This window comes from Pseudomonas mandelii (assembly GCF_002251635.1).
Lineage (GTDB): Bacteria > Pseudomonadota > Gammaproteobacteria > Pseudomonadales > Pseudomonadaceae > Aquipseudomonas > Aquipseudomonas mandelii_B.
The window spans coordinates 22,481-43,536 of record NZ_NMOJ01000186.1 but is presented as its reverse complement, the minus strand read 5'-3'; the positions used below and the strand labels follow the sequence as shown (position 1 = coordinate 43,536).

Annotated in this window: 18 protein-coding genes and 1 pseudogene; 12 read left to right on the top strand and 7 right to left on the bottom strand. The window is 54.3% G+C overall.

Annotated elements, in window-relative coordinates:
* Positions 1–3 precede the first annotated feature (3 nt).
* Together B7L09_RS23100 and B7L09_RS23095 are read right to left on the bottom strand one after the other, a co-directional pair.
* Positions 4–744 carry a hypothetical protein gene (locus tag B7L09_RS23100; RefSeq protein WP_010457968.1) on the bottom strand — a complete coding sequence of 247 codons (741 nt, stop codon included), beginning with the start codon at positions 742–744 and terminating at the stop codon, positions 4–6.
* Between the two features lie 448 nt (positions 745–1,192).
* Positions 1,193–3,790, bottom strand: coding sequence for an AAA family ATPase (locus B7L09_RS23095; RefSeq protein ID WP_010457970.1), 2,598 nt, complete (start codon positions 3,788–3,790; stop codon positions 1,193–1,195).
* Between the two features lie 416 nt (positions 3,791–4,206).
* Here B7L09_RS23095 and B7L09_RS23090 point away from each other — a divergent pair, with 416 nt between their 5' ends.
* The 5 genes from B7L09_RS23090 to B7L09_RS23060 all read left to right on the top strand — a co-directional run bounded on the left by B7L09_RS23090 (position 4,207) and on the right by B7L09_RS23060 (position 8,824).
* A complete protein-coding gene (locus B7L09_RS23090) occupies positions 4,207–4,449 on the top strand; it encodes a hypothetical protein (RefSeq protein WP_010457973.1) in 243 nt (80 codons plus the stop codon).
* On the top strand, positions 4,446–4,652 hold the full coding sequence (gene yidD, locus B7L09_RS23085; RefSeq protein WP_010457975.1) for a membrane protein insertion efficiency factor YidD: 207 nt from the start codon (positions 4,446–4,448) through the stop codon (positions 4,650–4,652). The genes B7L09_RS23090 and yidD overlap by 4 nt, the downstream gene beginning before the upstream one ends.
* A gap of 1,549 nt (positions 4,653–6,201) precedes the next feature.
* Positions 6,202–6,531 (top strand): hypothetical protein, encoded by a 330-nt coding sequence (locus B7L09_RS23070; RefSeq protein ID WP_094470788.1) that lies wholly within the window; start codon positions 6,202–6,204, stop codon positions 6,529–6,531.
* Between the two features lie 133 nt (positions 6,532–6,664).
* On the top strand, positions 6,665–7,174 hold the full coding sequence (locus B7L09_RS23065; protein WP_010457978.1) for a DUF3916 domain-containing protein: 510 nt from the start codon (positions 6,665–6,667) through the stop codon (positions 7,172–7,174).
* A gap of 261 nt (positions 7,175–7,435) precedes the next feature.
* Complete coding sequence (locus B7L09_RS23060) at positions 7,436–8,824, top strand: ATP-binding protein (RefSeq protein ID WP_010457979.1); 1,389 nt, start codon at positions 7,436–7,438, stop codon at positions 8,822–8,824.
* A 499-nt stretch (positions 8,825–9,323) separates the two neighbouring features.
* On the opposite strand, the gene B7L09_RS23055 is transcribed toward B7L09_RS23060, so the two are convergent.
* Entirely contained in the window at positions 9,324–9,821 is a 498-nt protein-coding gene (locus tag B7L09_RS23055; protein WP_010457981.1) for a DUF4411 family protein, read from the bottom strand.
* Positions 9,818–10,954, bottom strand: a complete 1,137-nt coding sequence (locus B7L09_RS23050; RefSeq protein ID WP_010457983.1) for an XRE family transcriptional regulator — start codon at positions 10,952–10,954, stop codon at positions 9,818–9,820. The genes B7L09_RS23055 and B7L09_RS23050 overlap by 4 nt, the downstream gene beginning before the upstream one ends.
* Positions 10,955–11,693: 739 nt before the next feature.
* Between B7L09_RS23050 and B7L09_RS23045 the strand changes: the two genes are divergently transcribed.
* Positions 11,694–12,005 (top strand): DUF3077 domain-containing protein, encoded by a 312-nt coding sequence (locus B7L09_RS23045; protein ID WP_094470787.1) that lies wholly within the window; start codon positions 11,694–11,696, stop codon positions 12,003–12,005.
* A gap of 434 nt (positions 12,006–12,439) precedes the next feature.
* Here B7L09_RS23045 and B7L09_RS23040 read toward each other — a convergent pair whose 3' ends face one another.
* Both B7L09_RS23040 and B7L09_RS23035 read right to left on the bottom strand, forming a co-directional pair.
* Positions 12,440–12,811: a PH domain-containing protein gene (locus B7L09_RS23040; protein ID WP_053257892.1), complete on the bottom strand. Its 372-nt coding sequence runs from the start codon at positions 12,809–12,811 to the stop codon at positions 12,440–12,442.
* Between the two features lie 99 nt (positions 12,812–12,910).
* Positions 12,911–13,228 (bottom strand): annotated as a pseudogene (locus B7L09_RS23035) (potassium channel family protein); the annotation flags it as partial.
* Between the two features lie 415 nt (positions 13,229–13,643).
* On the opposite strand from B7L09_RS23035, the gene B7L09_RS23030 reads away from it, so the two are divergent.
* The 6 genes from B7L09_RS23030 (at position 13,644) to B7L09_RS23000 (ending at position 20,500) form a co-directional block, all read left to right on the top strand.
* Positions 13,644–14,120 carry a formate dehydrogenase subunit gamma gene (locus B7L09_RS23030; protein WP_094470786.1) on the top strand — a complete coding sequence of 159 codons (477 nt, stop codon included), beginning with the start codon at positions 13,644–13,646 and terminating at the stop codon, positions 14,118–14,120.
* Complete coding sequence (locus B7L09_RS23025; protein WP_176457753.1) at positions 14,117–15,655, top strand: formate dehydrogenase beta subunit; 1,539 nt, start codon at positions 14,117–14,119, stop codon at positions 15,653–15,655. The genes B7L09_RS23030 and B7L09_RS23025 overlap by 4 nt, the downstream gene beginning before the upstream one ends.
* A complete protein-coding gene (gene fdhF / locus B7L09_RS23020; RefSeq protein ID WP_094470785.1) occupies positions 15,652–18,534 on the top strand; it encodes a formate dehydrogenase subunit alpha in 2,883 nt (960 codons plus the stop codon). Before B7L09_RS23025 ends, fdhF begins: the two co-directional genes overlap by 4 nt.
* Complete coding sequence (locus B7L09_RS23015; RefSeq protein WP_094470784.1) at positions 18,531–18,752, top strand: formate dehydrogenase subunit delta; 222 nt, start codon at positions 18,531–18,533, stop codon at positions 18,750–18,752. The genes fdhF and B7L09_RS23015 overlap by 4 nt, the downstream gene beginning before the upstream one ends.
* Positions 18,753–19,532: 780 nt before the next feature.
* The gene (locus tag B7L09_RS23005; RefSeq protein ID WP_010458001.1) at positions 19,533–19,997 is read left to right on the top strand and encodes a hypothetical protein; all 465 of its coding nucleotides are present in this window, start codon (positions 19,533–19,535) and stop codon (positions 19,995–19,997) included.
* Between the two features lie 137 nt (positions 19,998–20,134).
* Positions 20,135–20,500, top strand: coding sequence for a hypothetical protein (locus B7L09_RS23000; protein ID WP_010458003.1), 366 nt, complete (start codon positions 20,135–20,137; stop codon positions 20,498–20,500).
* A 177-nt stretch (positions 20,501–20,677) separates the two neighbouring features.
* On the opposite strand, the gene B7L09_RS22995 is transcribed toward B7L09_RS23000, so the two are convergent.
* On the bottom strand, positions 20,678–21,046 hold the full coding sequence (locus tag B7L09_RS22995; protein ID WP_083375797.1) for a PH domain-containing protein: 369 nt from the start codon (positions 21,044–21,046) through the stop codon (positions 20,678–20,680).
* Positions 21,047–21,056 lie beyond the last annotated feature (10 nt).

Genomic DNA, 21,056 nt, shown 5'->3' with positions numbered 1-21,056 from the left:
GCGTTACCGCTGAAGCTCATGTGGCAGAACAACATTGCCTGCGACAATTTTTTGATCGTATTCATTAACTAGCTCGCATATTGAAATTCTTGCCTGCTGGAGCAGTGCGTAATCAAGTTTTAATTTTTGCCCCGCAGTTGCCCCTATAGTAGGAAACGACTCACAAAATTTTTGATCTGCCTTTCCATCGGCATGTACAAGTAAATGCCGTATTTCTAAATAGGGTAGTGCAGCATCAATTTTTGCTTGAGAAACGCCAAGATTTAATTTGGAGTTTATTTTCTCCAAAAGATTCTTTGTGCTTTTTTCGTTTTCTAGTTTTCTGAAAACGGATTGTGCAACCATTGAGACTACTTTATCCCAGCTTCCAGCTTTTAGGACGTCATTGGCTTCAAAGGAAACTTTGTGTTCGCCAATTAAACGATTTGGATCTAACCCCTTCTTGGCTGCTGCGGTTAAAATTTCGAGAATATATTGTGTTGCATCCTCGTAAATGTTCTTGATGAATGCTTCGCACAGAGTCGCTTTTAGGTGATTGGCAGCGAGTTTTCTGCTTTCTGAAGTATTGGCCCTTGCGGCAAGTCTTGGATGCTGTTGAGGATTTACTTTGTCGAATATACGTTGAGTGCCTGCTGCGCTTAGCATGCCTGCTTGGATTGAGATTTTCAGCACATCGGCCAACTCAATGTCGACATCAAGATGAGCTGCGCGACTAGAAAATCTTATATATGACTTTGTTTTCATGGCGTGGAAAACTCTCTTAGCTGCGAACTATAAATAGACACCAACTGGTGCATAACTTTCTGGACGGGCGTGGTGTATAGCATTCCTTGTTCCTTTGTCTATCCGTGTCTAGGCTGAGGCCTTCAGCGTGCCGATGAGCGTATAAGCGGGTTATACACCATGGACGGATAGCCTCGTTTGCTCGAATTCAACGCTGGAGAAAATTCGCCTGCGACACTACTCGATCCTCATGGAGCGTGTCTATTACAGGTGGGTCGCGCCGTGCGGCAGGAATAAGTCCGCTGAGGTCGAGCGACTGCTCTTGGCCGTTTTCATCCCTTCGCGACAGGCAGAAATCGGCCAAAAGCGCCCACTCTAAGGCTTCTACGAAAGTAGGGGGGATTCACACTAGTAACCGCACGAGCCCTCGCAAGCGACCCATTCACTAAAGGCTGCTCGTCATTTGACATCAATTGGCTCGAACTTTGAATTCATCCATCCATGCAATGAGTTCCAAGACATCTCGCTCGAACTCATCGAGTTCGACCGGGACCTGAGGCAGCTCATCTGACTGCGAGTGTTCGTACACTGAATACCTGGTCATTAACCGGTCGATAAAATCGCAGTCCTCTGCCATCACCTTAGCAACGCCTCTTAGCTTTCCTTTAGTCATTACGTCCCGTCTGAAACGAATAACTACGTCATTCAAGAGGATGAGTTCCACTGTTCGTTCCAAGATGATCCGAAAATCACTGCAGGCGCTCTTCACGGTGAGGTCATAACCGTCTGCGTCGGCATCGGCCTGATGCTTTTTGAGCCTGGGGATGACGTGATCTCTAATCGCATTCAGCGCCTTGTCGGGCTTGGCATCCCGCAGATTGTGTTGCGCCAGAATTCCCGAAACCTTATCCAGCCGTCGAAGCGACTGCACGGTGTGGGTGATTTTCTCGTTAGCCGGATTCTCACCGTGTTTTTTTATTACAGCCTCGACAAGTGCAATCAAGGAGAGGCGGTGAGTGAAGATGATGACCTGTCGAGTCTTCGCCAACTCGACAAGCCGGGTAACAACCCTTTCCTCGAAATCCTGATCTAACGACGAAATCGGGTCATCAAAAATGAAAGGGGCAAGCTGGTTTGAACCGGTCGTGTCGGCCAGGAATGCTGCCAGTGCAACAATACGGGTTTCGCCTTCACTGAGTACGACATCAGGAGTGAAGCCAGCCCGAGCACCGACAAGGGCGAGCCCAAATGTGATAACTCCTTTTCCTTGAGCCCTGCTCTGCGGCACAACTGGCAAACGTCGCCCACCAAGGGATTTCAACTCCTCATCAAAGCGGGCCTGATATCCAGCATCAAGCTCCGTGCGTCCAAGCTCGGTACGCTTGGTTGTCAACGAATTGGTGGCCGTTAACTTTGTTGCTCTATCTAGCAGATCTACAGCTACTAGCCGCTCACGCTCTGCGAGAATCGCCGCCTTGTTCTGTGACAGCCACTGAAGCGCCTTGAGTTGCTTCACTCGCTTCTCGACCTGCTGCCGCTGCCCATCCTGCTGCAGCTGGGCGAGGCTGGTCTTCTCAGCAAGCAAGTCGGCAGCTCGTTTTTCCAGTGCCTGATCGATAGGAGCCCAATCGAACACAGAGATATCTCCCACGGCAGCACATTCCATAAACTGTGCTCGCCTAGACTTCAACGACTCATACCAGGCACGGGCCGTGGATTCGTCGAACTGCAACTGAGCTAGGCGCGCAATCCAGTCTTCAATCGAAGGCACCTGAATTACCTTGGCGATCAGTGCCGCACTGGTGGCCTCTGCAGTTTTCGCCGCAGTCTCGAGACCCGCGGTGACGAAAGCCTCGAAGCTTTTGAGCCGAGCGGCGCCCTCAGCCGTAAGCTCTTGTTGACAGAGCACGCAGTGCGCACCTTCTGAAGTAACGGGAAATTCGTGACCATGGTATGCATGAGCAACGGAATAGGCGCGCGCCTGCTCCCACATAAGTTTCCAGGCCGACTCACCAACGCCTTGGAGAGGAGCATTCGCGAATGCCTGCTGCGCAACTTCGTTGGCCGCCTTTCTCGCCGTAACCGCCGATACTTTTGCCTTCGACAGCTCATCAGCCCTCTCGTCGGTGAGGCCTTCTTTCAACAGTTTCATTGCCTGCTTGATGCTTTCGGTGGCAACACTTTCCTTGCCAATCGTAACCAAGCGACCCGCGATGTCTTTTTCCGCGAGCAGAGCCTCAGCCTTGACCCGCTCGTCGTCCAAGTCTTTTCCATACCGGCAATACGCCTCGACCTTCTCAGCAGAAGCAGAGGCTTTGAGAGAGGAGAACCAGGCTTTCTCAGCGGTATCTGAGAGATCATCTGGGAACTGTGGAAGGGCACTAACGAGCTTTCCCTTCTCCCGCCCCAGCTCATCAGAAACCATGCCCGAAATCTGAATGAGCATGGAGATGAACCGCATGCTGCTAGGCTCATAGCTTGACTCAGTGCGCCCCATGTACTGAGTTGCGGTTTTCGAATCAAATACTTGGGCGTATTTGAGCATCGCATGGGGCTCGGCGCCAGGATGCCAATAGATATCTCGTGAATTGCCATCAATCGTGATTCGGCATTGAGCACTGCAAGCATGCTCTTCATCGCTGAATACGTTCGGCCGGATTTCGTCCCGTGAACGAGATCCACAAAGCTGTTTGAGCAGACGAGCAAAACCGCTTTTCCCCGAGCCATTTTGCCCGTAGATGACAGTCAAACTACCCGTTCCGAATGGCAAAGATGCACCAGGCTTAATCGCATTAACCCCGAAGACTTGGGTTAACTCTTCGACCCGCACCACCCGTTGAACCGCCCCAGCCGAAAATGCACCAGGAGCCACCTTCAGGAACCCAGGGTCACCCTGCTTCGCAGCCTCCAGTTTGGCGAGCCGAACCAGCTCTGCAAGTTCGACCTCATTCGGCAAACGTTTGTTGTCGATAAGCTGCTTGGCGGCTGCCTGAAGCCAACCGCTCCGTTCATTCAACCACTTTTCAAAGTCGTTGATCCCGATTGCTTCATTCGCTAGATCAGCCATCCCTGCTCTCCGTAACGGTCGAGGTGCCGTTCGAGAAGATAGTTGATGTGTAGCTTTTCGCCACTACCGATAAGCTAGCTACTTTTGATGGAGCAGCCGATCGGATTCACTGATCGCCAGCAATACACGGGTTCGCCAACAGTTGGCTATTGGTTTGGACATAGCTGTCTCAGTGAGCGCAATCAGCCGCTTCCCACCCATTCAGAACGACCGCTGTTGGCCGGATGCGTCCGCTTCTGGCCGCAAGCTGCCTTCCACGATTGGCAGCCGATGGCCCGAAGGCGCCCTGGCGAGAGCTTGCTTTTCTGGCCGATCCGGGAGCGTGCGATTCGGGTTGTTCATCCGGCTCGGAACCAGATATAAAGCGAATGCGCTTTGTATTCAGGGGAATACGAGCATTCATAAGGTGATCACGGATGTACATCTACAAAATGGTTCAAGTGCCGCCAAACATTGAAGTTCGTGCGAAGGAGCACCGGGGGAACGAGGCCGCTGTTTATCTACAAAATGTGGTCAACACTCATGCTGAGGATGGGTGGGAGTTCTATCGGATTGACACGATTGGCGTTTCAGTCAAACCGGGATGCTTTGACGCGTTAATGGGGAAGAAAAACGTGCTGAACCACTATTACGTGATTTCTTTGCGCAAGCCCCGATGATCAAGCTTTGCGCCGTCTCAGCAATTCGCTGCTATCAGCGAGTTGCTCCCTCTCGATTGCGAGATGCCTGCCGATTTGAGCCTTCCTGTTCAAACTATGCGATACAAGCCATCGAAAAGTATGGTGTTCTAAACGGCTGCCGCATGGCTGTGGGCCGCATCTGCAGGTGTCAGTACCCGAACGGCGGGAAAGATTTTCCCTGAATAAGTCGGACAGTGAGCCCCGACGCCTTAACTATTCAGCAGTGCTTGCCATGATCCTGACGGGATGCTTTTGGCCGGTAGCTCCCTGCCACACCAGCGGGCTAATCGCTGATAGCTTGCTGACGCCTAGCAAAGTGTTCATACCTAACTGCCAATCGTTGCTGATGGGCAGGCGAGAGCTCGACGAGAGCTTCTTTCCTGTTTTATGGGTCTACTTCAGACCTCGGAAGCGTTACACCAGTTGGCTTAGTAACACTCCTAAAAACTCATGCTCATACACAGTGTTACGCCGATAATATCCAACAAATACAGTCAGTTACCGACAACCGTTACACCAGTAACGTTCGTAACACTGCTTTTCAGAAGGATGCGTATTCCCCCGCTCCCCGGAAGCATCAATACCACCAGCGAACGTCAGGAGCAGTTCCAAATTTTGCCGGGGCCCCTGAGGCTTCTTTAAGACAAGGGGTCGGAAACCCGCGTGATCGTGTTAGCGGAAAATTGCCCAGCTTAGTGAACAGGTGAACCGGTGAACTGCTGTTCACCAGTGCATTTGCACTATGGCTAGGGATGTCGCCGGGGCCCCTGGGCATTTCAGATAGACACGGGGCAAAGAACCCGCAGCATCTTGTTAGCGACTGAGTTTTCTACGTCGGTTGACAGGTTGACGTGGTTGACACCATCCCCAAGGTTGACCGGGTTCAACCGTTCGCTATCAACAACACAGTGGCTCAACTTTACCGTTGCGGTAACGATCCCCTTTTTTCGTCAGGATCCTTTCAATTTCAATGTTGAAATTTCAGTAAGCTGCAATCCCTGTCGCTACCAAGATCCCGCGGGTTTCCGACCCCGTGTCCTTCGAATAGTCCCAGGGTCCCCGGCGCCATTCTCGACTGATTGCTTTCTGCCATCCTCAAGCTAGTCTCTCCCCTGCTGGTGATCGCGAGATTCCGCCAGCATTTGAAACATGCGTATGTCATGACCGATCCGACACACGGAAGCGAGGACTAGCGAATGCAATCATTCATCTTAAACAGAAACGTTCAAGCGAACGGCGACTACGAAGTGCACAACACGACAACTGGCTGCCGGTATATGCCGTTGCCTGCCAATCAGGTTCCCCTTGGGAATCACCTGACTTGTACTGGCGCCGTTAGCACAGCTCGAGCGGCGAACCCCACTCTACGGATTAATGGTTGTTACTACTGCTGCAACCCTTGCCACACCAGCTAGGTTTCCAGCAAACAAATTGCGGGGTTTACGCCAAAATCTGGGATCGTGCGATCATAGGCCTGAGCAAGCTGTATCCCCGTGTGTTGGTAGACGCGGCGGATTCAAAATCCGTTTTCGCAAGAAGTGGGAGTTCGAGTCTCCCTCGGGGCACCAAAATTAAGAAAGGTCTTGCTTTGCAAGGCCTTTTTTTTCGCCTACAGAAAAGTGACCGTCACCCCACCAACCTGTAGGAGCTGCCGAAGGCTGCGATCTTTTGATCTTGCTTTCAAGGCGTCAAACCCCAAACCCGCCCAGCAACGAATCAAGGATTCACATAATGGAATTGCCACTGGAAACCATTGCCCTTTTCGCCCTCAAGCTGGCTTATGAGAGGGAGGGGGAAAGTCCGATCCTGCGGGATGATCCGATCATGAGTGATTATCAGCGGGAGGTATTTGGCTTGCTGGTGCGTAGAGGGGATGTTGAGGGGATTCAGTTGCGAGTGGCGCATTGTATGGGTTTGGCGATGGAGGCTTTGGGTGGGGTTGAGACGCCACTGGGGCGGGAGTTGCATAGGTTGTCTGTTGAGTTTGGTAATGCGCGGACGATGGAGCAGCTTGATGCGCCGCTTGTTGCGCTTAGGGATTACCTGAAGGATATTCAGTGAGTAATGATGCTGCCCGAAGAGGGGAACATCTCATCCATGCAGGGGTATGGTTGAAGTGAGAATGGACCTGCCACTTATCCATTGCCCCAACTGACAACAACGAAAGATTTTTCGGCACCACAAGGACGTATCAATGCGGCAAATCGCCCTCAGCAACAAACCACTCAGAGGCATTCCCCGCCGCCTTCGCGCTCTGGAGCGCTGGGCCTCCAGTTTTCGCGATGAGTTTTACCCGCGATCCGCCCACATGGAGCGCTATACACACTGGAAGATCCCGGTGCATGCGACCTTGGTTCAAGGTCCTCAAGCCAGGATCGAAGCTCAAGCCTTCTGCATTCAGCAACTGCTCGAAGCCGCTAGCCACCTGTCCAACGCTGCTGACCACTCACAAGGTTACTACCGGGTCGCTTGCCTGGTGGTGTGGCCATGGGTTCATCAGAGCGAGGTCACCGTCTTCTATGACAGGGACTATTATCTGGGTTTTCTTGGTGACACTAATGCTCTTATGCCAGAGCGGATCAGTTGTGCTCTTGCGTTGCATGCACCAGCGAATTTCATCGAGCATGGGCATGACGTGACTCATCCTGACGACGAGGTTGCAGTATCGGGGAACCTGCTTGAGGGCTTTGGCGAGCAGGCTTGATCCCATAGGGGATGGGTCGAGCCGACAGGCATCGATTGGCCCGAGTGCGTGACGTGAATAATAAATCTGCCCCCTTTTTCTCAAGAAAATGTAGCCGTCTGCATCTCTCCACAAGCTAGTCAGTGAGCGCGCGATACGCTTTTGATAGTGGCGACTGGAGGGGCAAGCTCTTTGTGGAACTGAAAAGCCACGACGGCTTGTAGCCTATGTGGCTGCGTGCCATGATCATCTCTTCGTTTCTACATATAAATGGGATTTACAGTGGACGTTATAAAGATTTCCCAAGAGCAAATTGATTCTCTGCTCAACCTTGATGAAGATCATTTCAATGACGTCAAGAGTAAACGTATTGCTCCAGCCAAGCTGCAGGAAACATTGGTAGCTTTCGCCAACTCGGACGGGGGTGATGTGTATGTAGGAATTGAAGACAAAGCAGTGCAAGGTGAGAGAATTATCGGATTCAGCGAACCCGAAGAAGCTAACGCGACCATTGTAACTCTGTTAGAAGGGACAGTACCGGCTGTTGAAAACGTGAATTGGGAGTTTTTCGAGGTTGATGGGAGAGGCCTGATCTTGCACTTTTCCATCCCTAAAAGCCCTAAAGTTCATTACACGGCTGCAGGTGATTGCTTCATTCGAGTGAATGCGCAGAAGCTTAAAATCAAAGGGGAAAAAGTCACACAGCTTGGCTACTCAAAAGGAGCTGAACTTTATGAAAAAAAAGCTGTTGAAGATGTGGAAATTGACGAAGTTGTAGAGAGCGAAAAACTGGCGGATTACATGCACCGCGTGAACAGCGGTTTGAAGCCGGAAATATTTCTACAGAAACAGAGACTCCTGACGAAAAAAGAGGATGTAAAATTCCCCAATGTAGCTTGCATTTTGCTCTTTGATGATCAGCCCCAGGCAACTCTACAGACGCGATGCGCCGTAAAAGTCTATCGACTTCGGACTACAGAGGCAGAATACAAACGGGAACACCTTCAAGAGATGCCTGTCACTATTAATGGTTCAGTGGAAGAAGTGATAGCTGGAACTATACGCAAGGTGACCGAGTACATTGATGGGGCTTCGTTCATGGACGGTGAAAATGTCGTCAAGCTATCCTATCCGTCGGAAGCTTTGAAAGAAATTCTGGTTAATGCTGTAATTCATCGCGACTATAGCCTCAACGATGATATTCACGTCCGGATTTTCGACAATAGAATTGAAATTCAAAGTCCTGGACGCCTACCTGGCTACATGACGGTAGATAATATTTATGATGATCGTTTTTCGAGAAATCCTAATCTCGTTCGAATGCTCCACAATTTACCAAGCCCTGTAAACCACGACATTGGTGAGGGGCTGGACACAGCCAAGAATGAATTGAAAAAGGCTGGGTTAATTCCACCGGCATTCGAAGAAGTAGCCAATGCGTTCATAGTCACGGTAAAGCATCAAAAAATCGCCTCGGTTATCGACGTAATCGAGAGATATTTTGAAGATAATCCCGACGGAGTTATAAACAACAATCTTGTTAGGCAACTCAGTGGAGAAGATGATATGCAAAAAGTCAAAAAAGCTCTGCAGAGATTGCGAAACGCAGGAAAAATCAAGGTCGCTGACGAAAATGCAAATGCGTTTAAAGTGACGTATGTGAAAGTTTAAATTAACAGCAGATATTCGGAGCAGACTTTGGCATACCCGTAAGGGAACGCGGTCTGCTCCGGATTTTTCTTATCCAAATCTACCCCAACAAAAACATCACATTCAACAAGATGATGACTGGGAGATATTACGAGTTATCTCAATCTGGTCAAATACGAAGCAAAACCGGACACACCCACTGAAGCAATTGGTTAAACCCGATTATTCCCCTTGGCGAACAACTGGTTAAACACTCAAACTTTGAACTGCGTTTGTATAAATGCAGGATGCTTTAAAAGCGAGTTGCTCGCAATGGTTGCGGCCATCCAGCGGTTACGGGTTGATTTCTTCGCGAGCGAGCTTGTTCCTACATGGCAGTGATGAATTCACAGCGCAAGTGGCCCTAATTTACCGAGGCTGTCCGATGCTATAGCCAGGCTAAGTGTTTGGAGATCAGTTTTGAAAAAGGGGGAAACCACAATATTTACGAAATAGCTTCGAATTTCAACCCGAACATTATTTAAGCACGCAACACAAACCTCGCTTCAAGCCTGTGCAGCAACTCAAACGTATTCAAAAACGGAACATTAAGCTGCTCGCAAATATTCGGGATGATGAATTTTCGTTTAGCGTCGCGATTCAGCACTTCATGAGTCACCAAAGTCGCGCCAGTCGTAATAGCCTTCGCAATCAGCCAAGGGTCTGCTCCCGCTAAAAACTCTTCCATCGCGCCGATCTTCATTCGCGGTGCCTGATCTGCCACAAGTCCCGCAACTTGCATGAACGCTTCTTGCGTAGCGTCATCGTTGGTGATGTGGAAGAAACCAGCATTCTCCTTCGCCCAATCAGCGAGCTCGTCATTCCCTTTGGTTAGCTCATCCATTACTGGAGCGATGCTGGATAAAGCCAACGCTTCATTTTGCAGCAACAGCCATTGCCAAAACCCAGGACAGATTGCCATCCCGTAATAGCGGTTCTTTGCTTCGATCAGCGTGTTAGCGTCGAGTAGATGGTTCATTCGGTGATCTTGCTGGCGAGAGTCCTTAATTTAGCAGGTTGCACGCCGAGCAAATGTCCCGCATCGCGCAGCAGCATCCGTCCACTCATTGCTTCAGTCAGTACTGCCTTGCTAAGGCGAGGGCTATTTTTCGCGGTGGTGTTGCGGTAGTAGTCACCCGCGCCACCCTTTTCATCCTGAAAAACCTTGAGGATGATTCGATAGTAAGCGCTGTATTGAGCCTGGCTTATATAACCAAGATCCAGTGCGCGGCGACCGATAGCCAATTTACTGATGTGAAACCGAGAGGCCAGCGGAGCCAGGTTGTCTTCCCAGTTCACGTCGGCGTTCCACAGTGCACGGAATTGGGCTTCGGGAGCCAGAAACTCACCTGCAACTGCATTGCAGAATCGCTCCTCATCTCGACCATTGGCGGTATTTCCGTCAGACACTCCACTGCTACCAATCCAGATATGGGCCAGTTCGTGAAGTAAGGTGAACAGTCTGGCGGTGGGAGCGTCGGAACTGTTGACGAATACCACGGGGGCGTAGGTATTACTGATGGCAAAACCCCGGAACTCGCTGACTTCAAGTTTGCGATGAGTATTTCCTAGCGCAATGCCACTGCGCATAACCAAAATGCCAGCCGCTTCCGCAGCTTCTATCAAGGCACGGCTGTATTTGTCGTAATCCAATCGAGCAGCGTCAGGGTTCACACCGAGCGTCCGGCGAATATCGTCCACCACCTCTGCGACTCGAGATTGGCTGTTGAAGCGACCGACGAATGCCAGCGGCTGATGCTCCTGATATTGCAGATACTCCAGGTACCAGTCCTGCTTACGCATGGAGTCCCTGACAGTGTCCAACAATTCCAGGCTGGGACGTTGAGGCGCAATACCACCGACGGTCCGAAGATCAGGTAAAGGCAGTTGTTCGACAGGCGGGCGCGGAAGAAACAAGAAGCCAAAAGGGATGTGAGCGAGACTCGCCCACTTTTGAGCCTGAAGGAATGTTGGTTTGGTCTCGCCAGCCTCCCATTCCTCTACTCGATCAGGTTTCACTGGCAGCTTTTTAGCAACCTGCGCAGTGGAGAGACCTGCGCGCTCACGAGACCATGTGAGCAGGCTTGGATTGACTAAGGCGGCTTGGCTCATAGGGTCGCAGGCAAATCAGATGGGGCCAGCAAACGCTCGAGAGCATCCTTTGCAGATGCAGCCGAATGACGCGGGGTCCGGTTATCTGGCATTGCCTTTCTCCTTGGCTGTTTAAGGTCGGGTTGCAGCGACTACAGATTAGTCGAGAAGCAGAGCTACCGACGGCAGAAGCGCGGATTATGAGGTAAATCCGCAACGACCCGAAGCTCAAATATGTAACCTACAGACAGATGGTATTGAACTGTTTCAGCGCGTTTCATGTCAGACGNTACCGAAATGACGGTAAGAATATTTTCGCTAACGGTTTACGCTACAAAGTAGGCGGAAAGGGCCTTAACCAAGGGCTTTTGGAGAGGTTGCAAGGAAGGGATTTGAGCGTTACCCTTCCGCCGTCGCTGCCAATTCAGCGACCGGGCTTGGTAACCCGAGGTAAATCACTGCGCAACAGTGCCATGCGTTCGCAGGCGCTTTTTTTTCGCCTGCGATCTGCGTTATGGCGGCTGTGCGTGGGACGTCTTCGGACGTGCCGGTTTCCTTGATTTCCCGGTTTACCAACCTGCGCACAGCTGCCACCCATTCGCTTGGTAACGAATTGTGGCAGCTCTTAAAAATTAAGGAGCTTCTCAATGCGCTGTATGGATACGTACAAAATCTGGCTTTTCCCTCAACGCGACTCCCAGTTGCGTAATGCCCCACTGTCCACCCTCTCCCACCGCCTCTCCGTCATCGGAGGTGGCAAATGACTGATCAACCAGAACTCCAAACCATTGGCCTGACACCCGCCATCTACTGCGCGGATCAACCACTCTTCCACGTCACTCGCGGCGTTCCCCTCGGCGATGCGTTATCCATGGCTTCTGACTTTCTGTTTCTCGCCAAGAAGCTGAATGAAGATGCTGCCTATGCCACAGACACTGACCGCCATGCCTGGGCTGCGCATTATTTGACGGCGATGGGTAAGGCGGTGGTTGATGATGTGGCGAAGGTGCTGAATCGGGATCGGGATAATGAGCAGGCGTCTAAGCGGGCGGCGGCAAAGGCTGACGTTTAGTCTTTGAGACCTGGGGGGGTGTGGGTGGCTTGCGAGGGTGGTAGCTGATTCAGCATTTATGTTGGTTGGGCTGACGCCTTCGCGGGCAAGCCCTCGCGAGCAGGCTCGCTCCCACAGGGGGGGCGGTTAAGCCAATTACTATGCTCCAGAGACAAGAAGGCCCGAACGTAATGCCGGACTGAGCCAGCACCAGAGGATCGGGCGCGATTGGGATTGATGCTGTCGACGCCTGATCATCATGTCTACGCCGACGCCACATAAAACACTGGTTTTTTGCCGACACCTAAGCGGGTGGGGGCTGAGGCTGGGAAATAGTGGCTAGCTTTAAGCGTTGATGGTGGCTGGTCTGGCGCTTTCGCGAGCAGGCTCGCTCCCACGTTGGCCTCCAAACGACCGAGCTCGAGCGGCTGATAAACAATTAAGCGCATAAGGGGTCAGCTCAGCAGGTGCTTGGAAATGATCCGCGAAATTTCCACAATCGAAGTCTTCCCAGTGAATTCAAACTTCACTTTCCCCAGCGACGAAAAGTAAATCTCCAACTCCGAATCCAGATCAAACGTGCCGGATGTTTCCACCGAGTACGCGACGATATTTTTGTACGGCAGCGAGGTGAAGTCCTTTTTGCTGCCGGTAATCCCCTGCACGTTCACCGCGATGATGCGCTTGGTGGTGAAGACCACGCCGTCGCGCATGGCTTTGTAGGCGTCGATCACTTCTTCGCCGTCGAGCAGCAGGGCGGAGACGCGTTCGGCGTATTCGTTGTTTTGTTTGAGTTTGAAGAAGCCTTTGTTGTTGAAGTCGATCATGTGCCTGTCCTGGGTGAGTGGTGCGGCAAACGCCTGTGAGTGTGTATGACGTTTTGCTCGCGGATCTGTATCTAACGCCCGGCTTTCCAACGCCCTACCCACCGCATTTTCAATCGCCCGAATGCTGATCGCCGCAAATATTGCCGTCATCAGCACCCCGTTAAACCCCAGCAAAATCGCCAGCACCCGCGAGACGACCAGTTTCGGGACGAGATCGCCATAACCGATGGTCAGGCCGGTCACGAACGCGAAGTAGATACCGTCAAAAGGACCCCATCCTTCCAGATAGCTGATGATCAGACCGAACAGTACGATCAAAAACAGCAGGATGGAAAAAATCGGCCAGACAACGTGAAAGTAGAACCTGACGGCTTTATAGAATTCTCGACGGACGTGTGCTGCATGAGCGATGTTCATGTTATGGGCCCTTTGGGGGTTTGCCTGACCGATCTGCTCCCTGAATTGCCCACGAATCTGATGCTGTTTCTTCCCCGTAATGCTTGCTATACATCCCCCATCGACAAGCCCTCAGGGCATTAGGCCGGTGAGTAAACGCCCCGTGCGGCTCTCATCTAGACTTAATGGATAGTCGTAGGCAGAACCGAACACGTCGCTTTGGTGCAGTTCGATCAATAGCGGCGTGGCAAGCTGCCCTTTATGCCCAGTACAGGTGCGGCGAAGACCGCGTCGGGCACAACAAGATGCCCGCCAAGGGTGCCCTGGCCAACGGCCTGAAATTGCCACGATTCCGTGACGTGGTGTGAGTGCCGCAGCCGACACTTTCGGACGACCGACAACCTTCTGGTTTGTCCGTGACCGTGAGGATTGCTGAATGCCTGATGAGATGTTGCAACTGCCGTTGGTCAACAGCCTGCTGGAGCGCCACAAGGGCTCTGCGGGTGCTCTGTTGCCCATTCTTCATGATATTCAGGAACGCATCGGTTACATCCCCGATGCGGCTATCCCCGAGATTGCCCACGCCCTCAATCAGAGTCAGGCGGAGATTCGCGGGGTGATCAGCTTTTACCATGACTTCCGTACCGCGCCGCCGGCCCGGCATATTCTGCGGCTGTGCCGCGCCGAGTCGTGCAAGAGTCGCGGCGCCGAGGAGCTTGCGGCGCAGTTGCGCGAACGTCTGCAACTGGACGATCACGGCAGTAGCGCCGACGGCAGCATCAGTTTGCGTCCGGTGTATTGCCTTGGTGCCTGCGCCTGTTCGCCCGCTCTGGAGCTGGATGGCCGGGTGCATGCGCGGCTCAGCGCTGAGCGTCTCGATGCCTTGCTCGACGCTTGCCGGGAGGACGCATGATGCCGTCGCTCTATTTGCCCAGTGATTCGCTGGCCCGTGCGGTGGGGGCCGATGAGGTGGCGGTGGCGCTTATCACTCAGGCCCGGGAACGCAATCTGCCGCGCGGCCTGTACTGGCTGGAACCTCTGCTGGAAGTGGACAGCCCGCAAGGCCGGATCGGCTTCGGGCCGTTGACCGCTGCCGATGTGCCGTCCGTGCTCGAAGCCCTGCAAGGTGATCCGTCCGCGCATCCACTGGCTTTTGGGCTGGTGGAGGAATTGCCGTATCTGAAGACTCAACAACGCTTGCTGTTTGCCCGCGCCGGTATTACCCGGCCGCTGTCGCTGGATGATTACCGGGCCCATGGCGGTTTCGAGGGTTTGACCCGCGCCGTCGCAGTGGGTGGTGAGCAGACGGCGACGGAAGTGTTCGATTCAGGCCTGCGTGGCCGTGGCGGCGCGGCGTTCCCGGCGGGGATCAAATGGCGCACGGTGCGCGCTACCGAGGCGGCGCAGAAGTACATTGTGTGCAACGCCGACGAAGGCGACTCCGGCACCTTTGCCGACCGCATGTTGATGGAAGGCGACCCCTTCCTGCTGATCGAAGGCATGGCCATTGCCGGCATCACCGTCGGTGCCACTTACGGCTACATCTATGTGCGCTCGGAATATCCAGACGCCGTGGCCACGCTGCGCCAGGCGCTGAATCTGGCTCGGGCTGCCGGTTACCTTGGCGCCAATGTCGGCGGCAGCGGCCAAGCTTTCGATATGGAAGTGCGAGTCGGTGCCGGCGCTTACATCTGCGGTGAAGAAACCGCGTTGCTGGACTCGCTTGAAGGCAAACGCGGGGTCGTGCGCGCCAAGCCGCCGATCCCGGCGCTGAAGGGGCTGTTCGGTCTGCCGACCTTGGTGCACAACGTTTTGACCCTGGCCTCGGTGCCGCTGATTCTGGCCAAGGGCGCGCAGTTCTATCGCGATTACGGCATGGGCCGCTCGTTGGGCACGATGCCTTTCCAACTGGCGGGCAATATTCGTCACGGAGGTCTGGTGGAACGGGCCTTTGGCCTGACCCTGCGCGAACTGGTGGAAGACTACGGCGGCGGGACCGCCAGTGGCCGGCCGCTGAAAGCCGCGCAGGTGGGCGGCCCGCTCGGCGCTTGGGTACCGCCGTCGCAATTCGACACGCCGCTGGATTACGAGGCCTTTGCCGGCATCGGCGCGATGCTCGGTCATGGTGGCGTGGTGGTCGCGGACGACAGCCTGGACATGGCGCAAATGGCGCGTTTCGCGCTGCAGTTCTGCGCCGAGGAATCCTGCGGCAAATGCACGCCCTGCCGCATCGGCTCGACCCGGGGTGTGGAGGTGATCGACCGCCTGTTGGCCGCGCCGGACCAGAGCGGTCGCGATGAGCAGGTCATCATCCTCAAGGACCTGTGCGACACGATGCAATACGGTTCGCTGTGCGCGTTGGGCGGCATGGCCCCCTTTCCGGTGGCCAGCGCCCTCAAGTACTTCCCCGCCGACTTCGGTCTGCAAGCCTCGGAGGCCGACCAATGATCACCCTCTTCGACCCGAAAACCGATATTGATCTTGGAACGCCGGCCCGGGACAGCGACGTGCAGGTGACCCTGAACATCGACGGCCGCAGCATCAGCGTGCCCGAAGGCACCTCGGTGATGCGCGCCGCTGCGCTGCTGGGCACCACCATTCCCAAACTGTGTGCCACCGACAGCCTCGAAGCCTTCGGCTCGTGCCGCATGTGCCTTGTAGAAATCGACGGAATGCGCGGCTACCCCGCGTCTTGCACCACGCCGGTCACCGAAGGCATGACCGTGCACACCCAGACGCCGAAGCTCGCGACCCTGCGCCGCAATGTCATGGAGTTGTACATCTCCGATCACCCGCTGGACTGCCTGACCTGCTCGGCCAACGGCAACTGCGAGCTGCAAACCGTCGCTGGCCAAGTTGGTCTGCGGGAAGTGCGTTACGGCTATGAAGGCGAAAACCATCTGGCCGACGTGAAGGACACCTCCAACCCGTATTTCGACTATGACCCGAGCAAGTGCATCGTCTGCAACCGCTGCGTGCGCGCCTGCGAAGAAACCCAAGGCACCTTTGCCCTGACGATTACCGGGCGCGGTTTTGAATCCCGGGTGGCCGCTGCTGGCGGTGATAATTTCCTCGATTCGGAATGCGTGTCCTGCGGTGCCTGCGTGCAGGCCTGCCCTACCGCGACGCTGATGGAAAAAAGCGTGGTCGAACTGGGTCAGCCCGAGCGCAGCGTGATCACCACCTGCGCCTATTGCGGCGTGGGCTGCTCGTTCCGCGCCGAGATGAAAGGCGACCAGTTGGTGCGCATGGTTCCGGACAAGAACGGCCAGGCCAACCACGGTCACTCGTGCGTCAAAGGGCGCTTTGCCTGGGGCTACGCCACTCACCCGGATCGCATCACCAAGCCGATGATCCGCCAGCACATCAACGATCCGTGGCAGGAAGTCAGCTGGGATGAAGCGGTGACCTATGCCGCCAGCGAATTCCGCCGATTGCAGCAAAAATACGGTCGCGATTCCATTGGTGGCATCACCTCCAGCCGTTGCACCAACGAAGAAACCTACCTGGTGCAGAAACTGGTGCGCGCCGCGTTCGGCAACAACAACGTCGACACCTGTGCGCGGGTCTGCCACTCGCCGACGGGTTATGGCCTGAAACAAACCCTGGGCGAGTCTGCCGGTACCCAGAGTTTCGATTCGGTGATGCAGGCCGACGTGATCCTGGTGATGGGCGCCAACCCCAGCGACGCCCACCCGGTTTTCGCCTCCCAACTCAAACGCCGCCTGCGTGAAGGTGCGCGGCTGATCGTCATCGACCCACGCCGCATTGATCTGGTGGACTCGGTGCATGCCCGCGCCGAACTGCACCTGGCCCTGCGCCCGGGCACCAACGTCGCCATGCTCAATGCGCTGGCCCATGTGATCGTCACCGAAGGCTTGCTCGACCAGGCCTTTATCGACGCCCGTTGCGAGGGCAGCGATTTCGCCCGCTGGAGCGAGTTCGTCAGTCGTGCGGAAAACTCGCCGGAAGTCCTGGGCCCGATCTGCGGCGTCGCCGCTGCCGACATCCGTGCCGCCGCCCGGTTGTATGCCGACGCCGACAATGCTGCGATCTACTACGGCCTGGGCATCACCGAACACAGCCAGGGCAGCACCGCGGTCATGGGCATCGCCAACCTCGCCATGGCCACCGGCAACATCGGCCGTGAAGGCGTCGGTGTGAATCCGCTGCGTGGACAGAACAACGTTCAGGGCTCCTGCGACATGGGTTCCTTCCCTCACGAGTTGCCCGGTTACCGGCACATCTCCAATGAGGTCGTTCGGGCGCAATTCGAACAAGCGTGGAATGTGACCTTGCAACCCGATCCGGGTCTGCGCATTCCCAACATGTTCGAGTCTGCGCTGGCCGGCAGTTTCAAGGGCTTGTATTGCCAAGGCGAAGACATCGCCCAGAGCGACCCGAATACCCAGCATGTCACCGCGGCCCTGTCGGCCATGGAATGCGTGGTGGTGCAGGACATTTTCCTCAACGAAACTGCCCGGTTCGCCCACGTGTTCCTGCCGGGCAGCTCGTTCCTGGAAAAGGACGGCACCTTCACCAACGCCGAGCGGCGCATCTCGCGGGTGCGCAAGGTTATGGAACCGCTGGGCGGCAAGGCCGACTGGGAAGGCACGGTGGCCCTGGCCAACGCCTTGGGCTACCCGATGAACTACACGCATCCGTCGCAAATCATGGATGAAATCGCCAGCCTGACGCCGACCTTCACCAACGTCAGCTACGCCGCACTGGACAGCCACGGCAGCCTGCAATGGCCGTGCAACGCTGCGGCGCCGGACGGCACGCCGACCATGCACATCGATCAATTCGTGCGCGGCAAGGGGCGCTTCATGCTCACCGGGTACGTGCCGACCGAGGAGAAGGTCAACAATCGTTATCCGCTGCTGCTGACCACCGGACGCATCCTCAGTCAGTACAACGTCGGCGCTCAGACACGGCGAACCGAAAACGTCGCCTGGCACGATGAAGATCGCCTGGAAATCCACCCGACCGACGCCGAGAGCCGTGGCATCAACGAAGGCGATTGGGTCGGCATCGGCAGCCGCGCCGGCCAGACCGTATTGCGTGCGCGGGTCACCGAACGGGTCGCCCCAGGCGTGGTGTACACGACATTCCACTTCCCGGAATCGGGGGCCAACGTCATCACCACCGACAACTCCGACTGGGCCACCAACTGTCCGGAGTACAAGGTCACCGCCGTGGAAGTCAGCCGCGTCTACCACCCTTCCGAGTGGCAAAAGCGCTACCAAGAGTTCAGCGACGAACAGGACCGTTTGCTCAAGGAACGCCGGCATGCCCGTGGCGCTAAAGCAGAGGTGCGCCGATGAGTACCGAGAACCTGATCAAGATGGTCAATCAGATCGCCCAGTACTTCGCCACCGAACCGGACCAGCAAGCGGCCGTGCTCGGTGTGCGTAATCATCTGCAGATGTACTGGACGCCGGGCATGCGCAAGGAATTGCTGGCCTGGCAGACGGAACATCAAGGGGCGGATTTGCACCCGTTGGCGCAGGCGGCGGTCAGTGGCGCGGGTTGGGAGGCTTAGCTTCACACGATCTAGAGATTGGCTAAAAAACCTGTGGGGCGAGCTTGCTCGCGATAGCGTCAGTCCAGTCAGCACTCATGCTGAATGTACTGCCCTCATCGCGAGCAAGCTCGCTCCCACTGGGGTTGTGTGTTCAGAGTAGGTGCTTGGAAATCAGTTTCGAGATGGCGCCTTCGATCACTCAGCTCACAGCAAATGATTGGAAATCAAAGTCGATTACTCGAGCGTGGCGCGCTTCACCCAAGTACAGCGTCGAACGCCCTGGATATTCAGTGAGTGACGAAATGTGGGTTAAGCCGTTTTTCCTGCGTGGGCCGTCGTGGTCACCAGAATCCGCGCCCGCTTCGGACGTAATGGCCATAGGACATTATTTCAATTGCGCCCTCCGTACTGCCTCTGCTAGATTTCTCGACAGGCACGAATCTCAAAATAGTCGCCACTGATCCACGCACTTCGTTAAAAAACCACATAAAGGACTAACAATGGCTCGCAACAAAGCAAGGGACGACAAATTTTTCAATTGCGTACAAGAGTTTGAGGACGACTACGTTTCCAGCCACTACGGCACGAACAAGGGAACAGTAAAATCCTTCCTCAAAGACTCATGCAAAACAAGTGTTATCAATTACAGCACCCATGAGTCAGTCTACAAACTGATTGAGGAAAAACTGGGATACCCGGTTCCATCCTCACCAAAATAAACTTGTAGACATTTTAAAAATCGCACCTATAAAAAACCAAACTGCCAGTTTCAGTTCAATCACGTCAAGGATGAAAACAATGAAAAAGTATCTTCTGCTCGCTGGTGTACTTCTCGCAAGCCAAGCGCATAGCGCGCCAAGCTATGTTGTTGACCTTAAACTCATCACACCGAAGCGAACAACTTCAGACCGGATTGACTCTAACGCTCCGTACTATTCAAAAGAAGGTCAGACGCGTAATTACGTAGAACTTGTTTGCGAAGGGAATAAAAAAATCCTGCGTTCCACACCTGTATTTGATGGAACTACCATAGATGGACTATCAAAAGAAAACGAGCTTTCCATTATCATTGAAAGTTCGACCGTGATCGACAAAAGCGAAGAAATCGGCAAAATTAGCAAGTCCCAATGCATCACTATTCGCCCCGACATAAAAACAAATAAGCTCACCGCAAAAATCCCTTTGACGGCTACTGCAGAGTCTAAAAAGATCGATTTAGGCGACGGCTACAGCATCCAGTATGAAGTACATCAAAAACACTAACCCGGGTTGAATAAGCCCCGAGCTTTCGGGGCTTTCAATGCTCAGTGCTTGGCGGGCGAACAACACGGCAGCCACTGCATCCCCCTCCAACACAGTGGATCGTTTCCGGGGTAGGTCATCAAGGGATGGAATAAATAATGCTGTTCGACTGGCTGGTTATTTACGCTGCGTGGGCGGGAATGTGGGTTTGGGTGGTGCGCGCTCGCGGCACCATGAATGTGTGGCTTGCCAATCTCGCGGGCTTCGTAGGTGGCTGTATCGTCGCAATGATCGTGGAGTACCTGACTCGCGTCGCCAACGGGGATGCCCCACCGAACGCTCCCTATATGTTGTTCTCGATCATGGCCGCGCTTGGCACGTTAGTCGGAACATGGATGTGGCTCATCGCAAGGCTTCAACAGCCGGAAAACCTGTTCCTGCGCCATCTGTTCGCTGGGGCAGTCAGTCTCGTCACCGGCTCGATTGCGCTCAATTTGGCGTGGACGCATTTGGTTTCCGGATGATGAAGGCGCTGAAAAAGAAAACGGTATGTACAGCGATCATGCGAGCCAGTGCTGATCGACATTTGATGTTGGCTGCTCTGCGCTATCGCGAGCAGGCTCGCTCCTACAGGGGGGGGTTGTGTTGCTGAATGTACTGCCCTCATCGCGAGCAAGCTCGCTCCCACTGGGGTTGTGTGTTCAGAGTAGGTGCTTGGAAATCAGTTTCGAGATTTCCACCATCGATGTCTTCCCGGTGAACTCGAACTTCACCTTCCCCAACGACGAAAAATAAATCTCTAACTCGGAATCCAGGTCAAACGTCCCCGACGTTTCCACCGAATACGCCACGATGTTTTTGTACGGCAACGAGGTGAAGTCTTTCTTGCTACCGGTGAGGCCCTGGACGTTGACCGCGATGATCCGCTTGTTGGTAAACACCACGCCATCGCGCATGGATTTGTAGGAGTCGATCACCTGCTCCCCATCCAGTAGCAGCGCAGTAACGCGTTCGGCGTACTCGTCGTTCTGCTTGAGTTTGAAGAAGCCTTTGTTGTTGAAATCAATCATCTGTCATTCC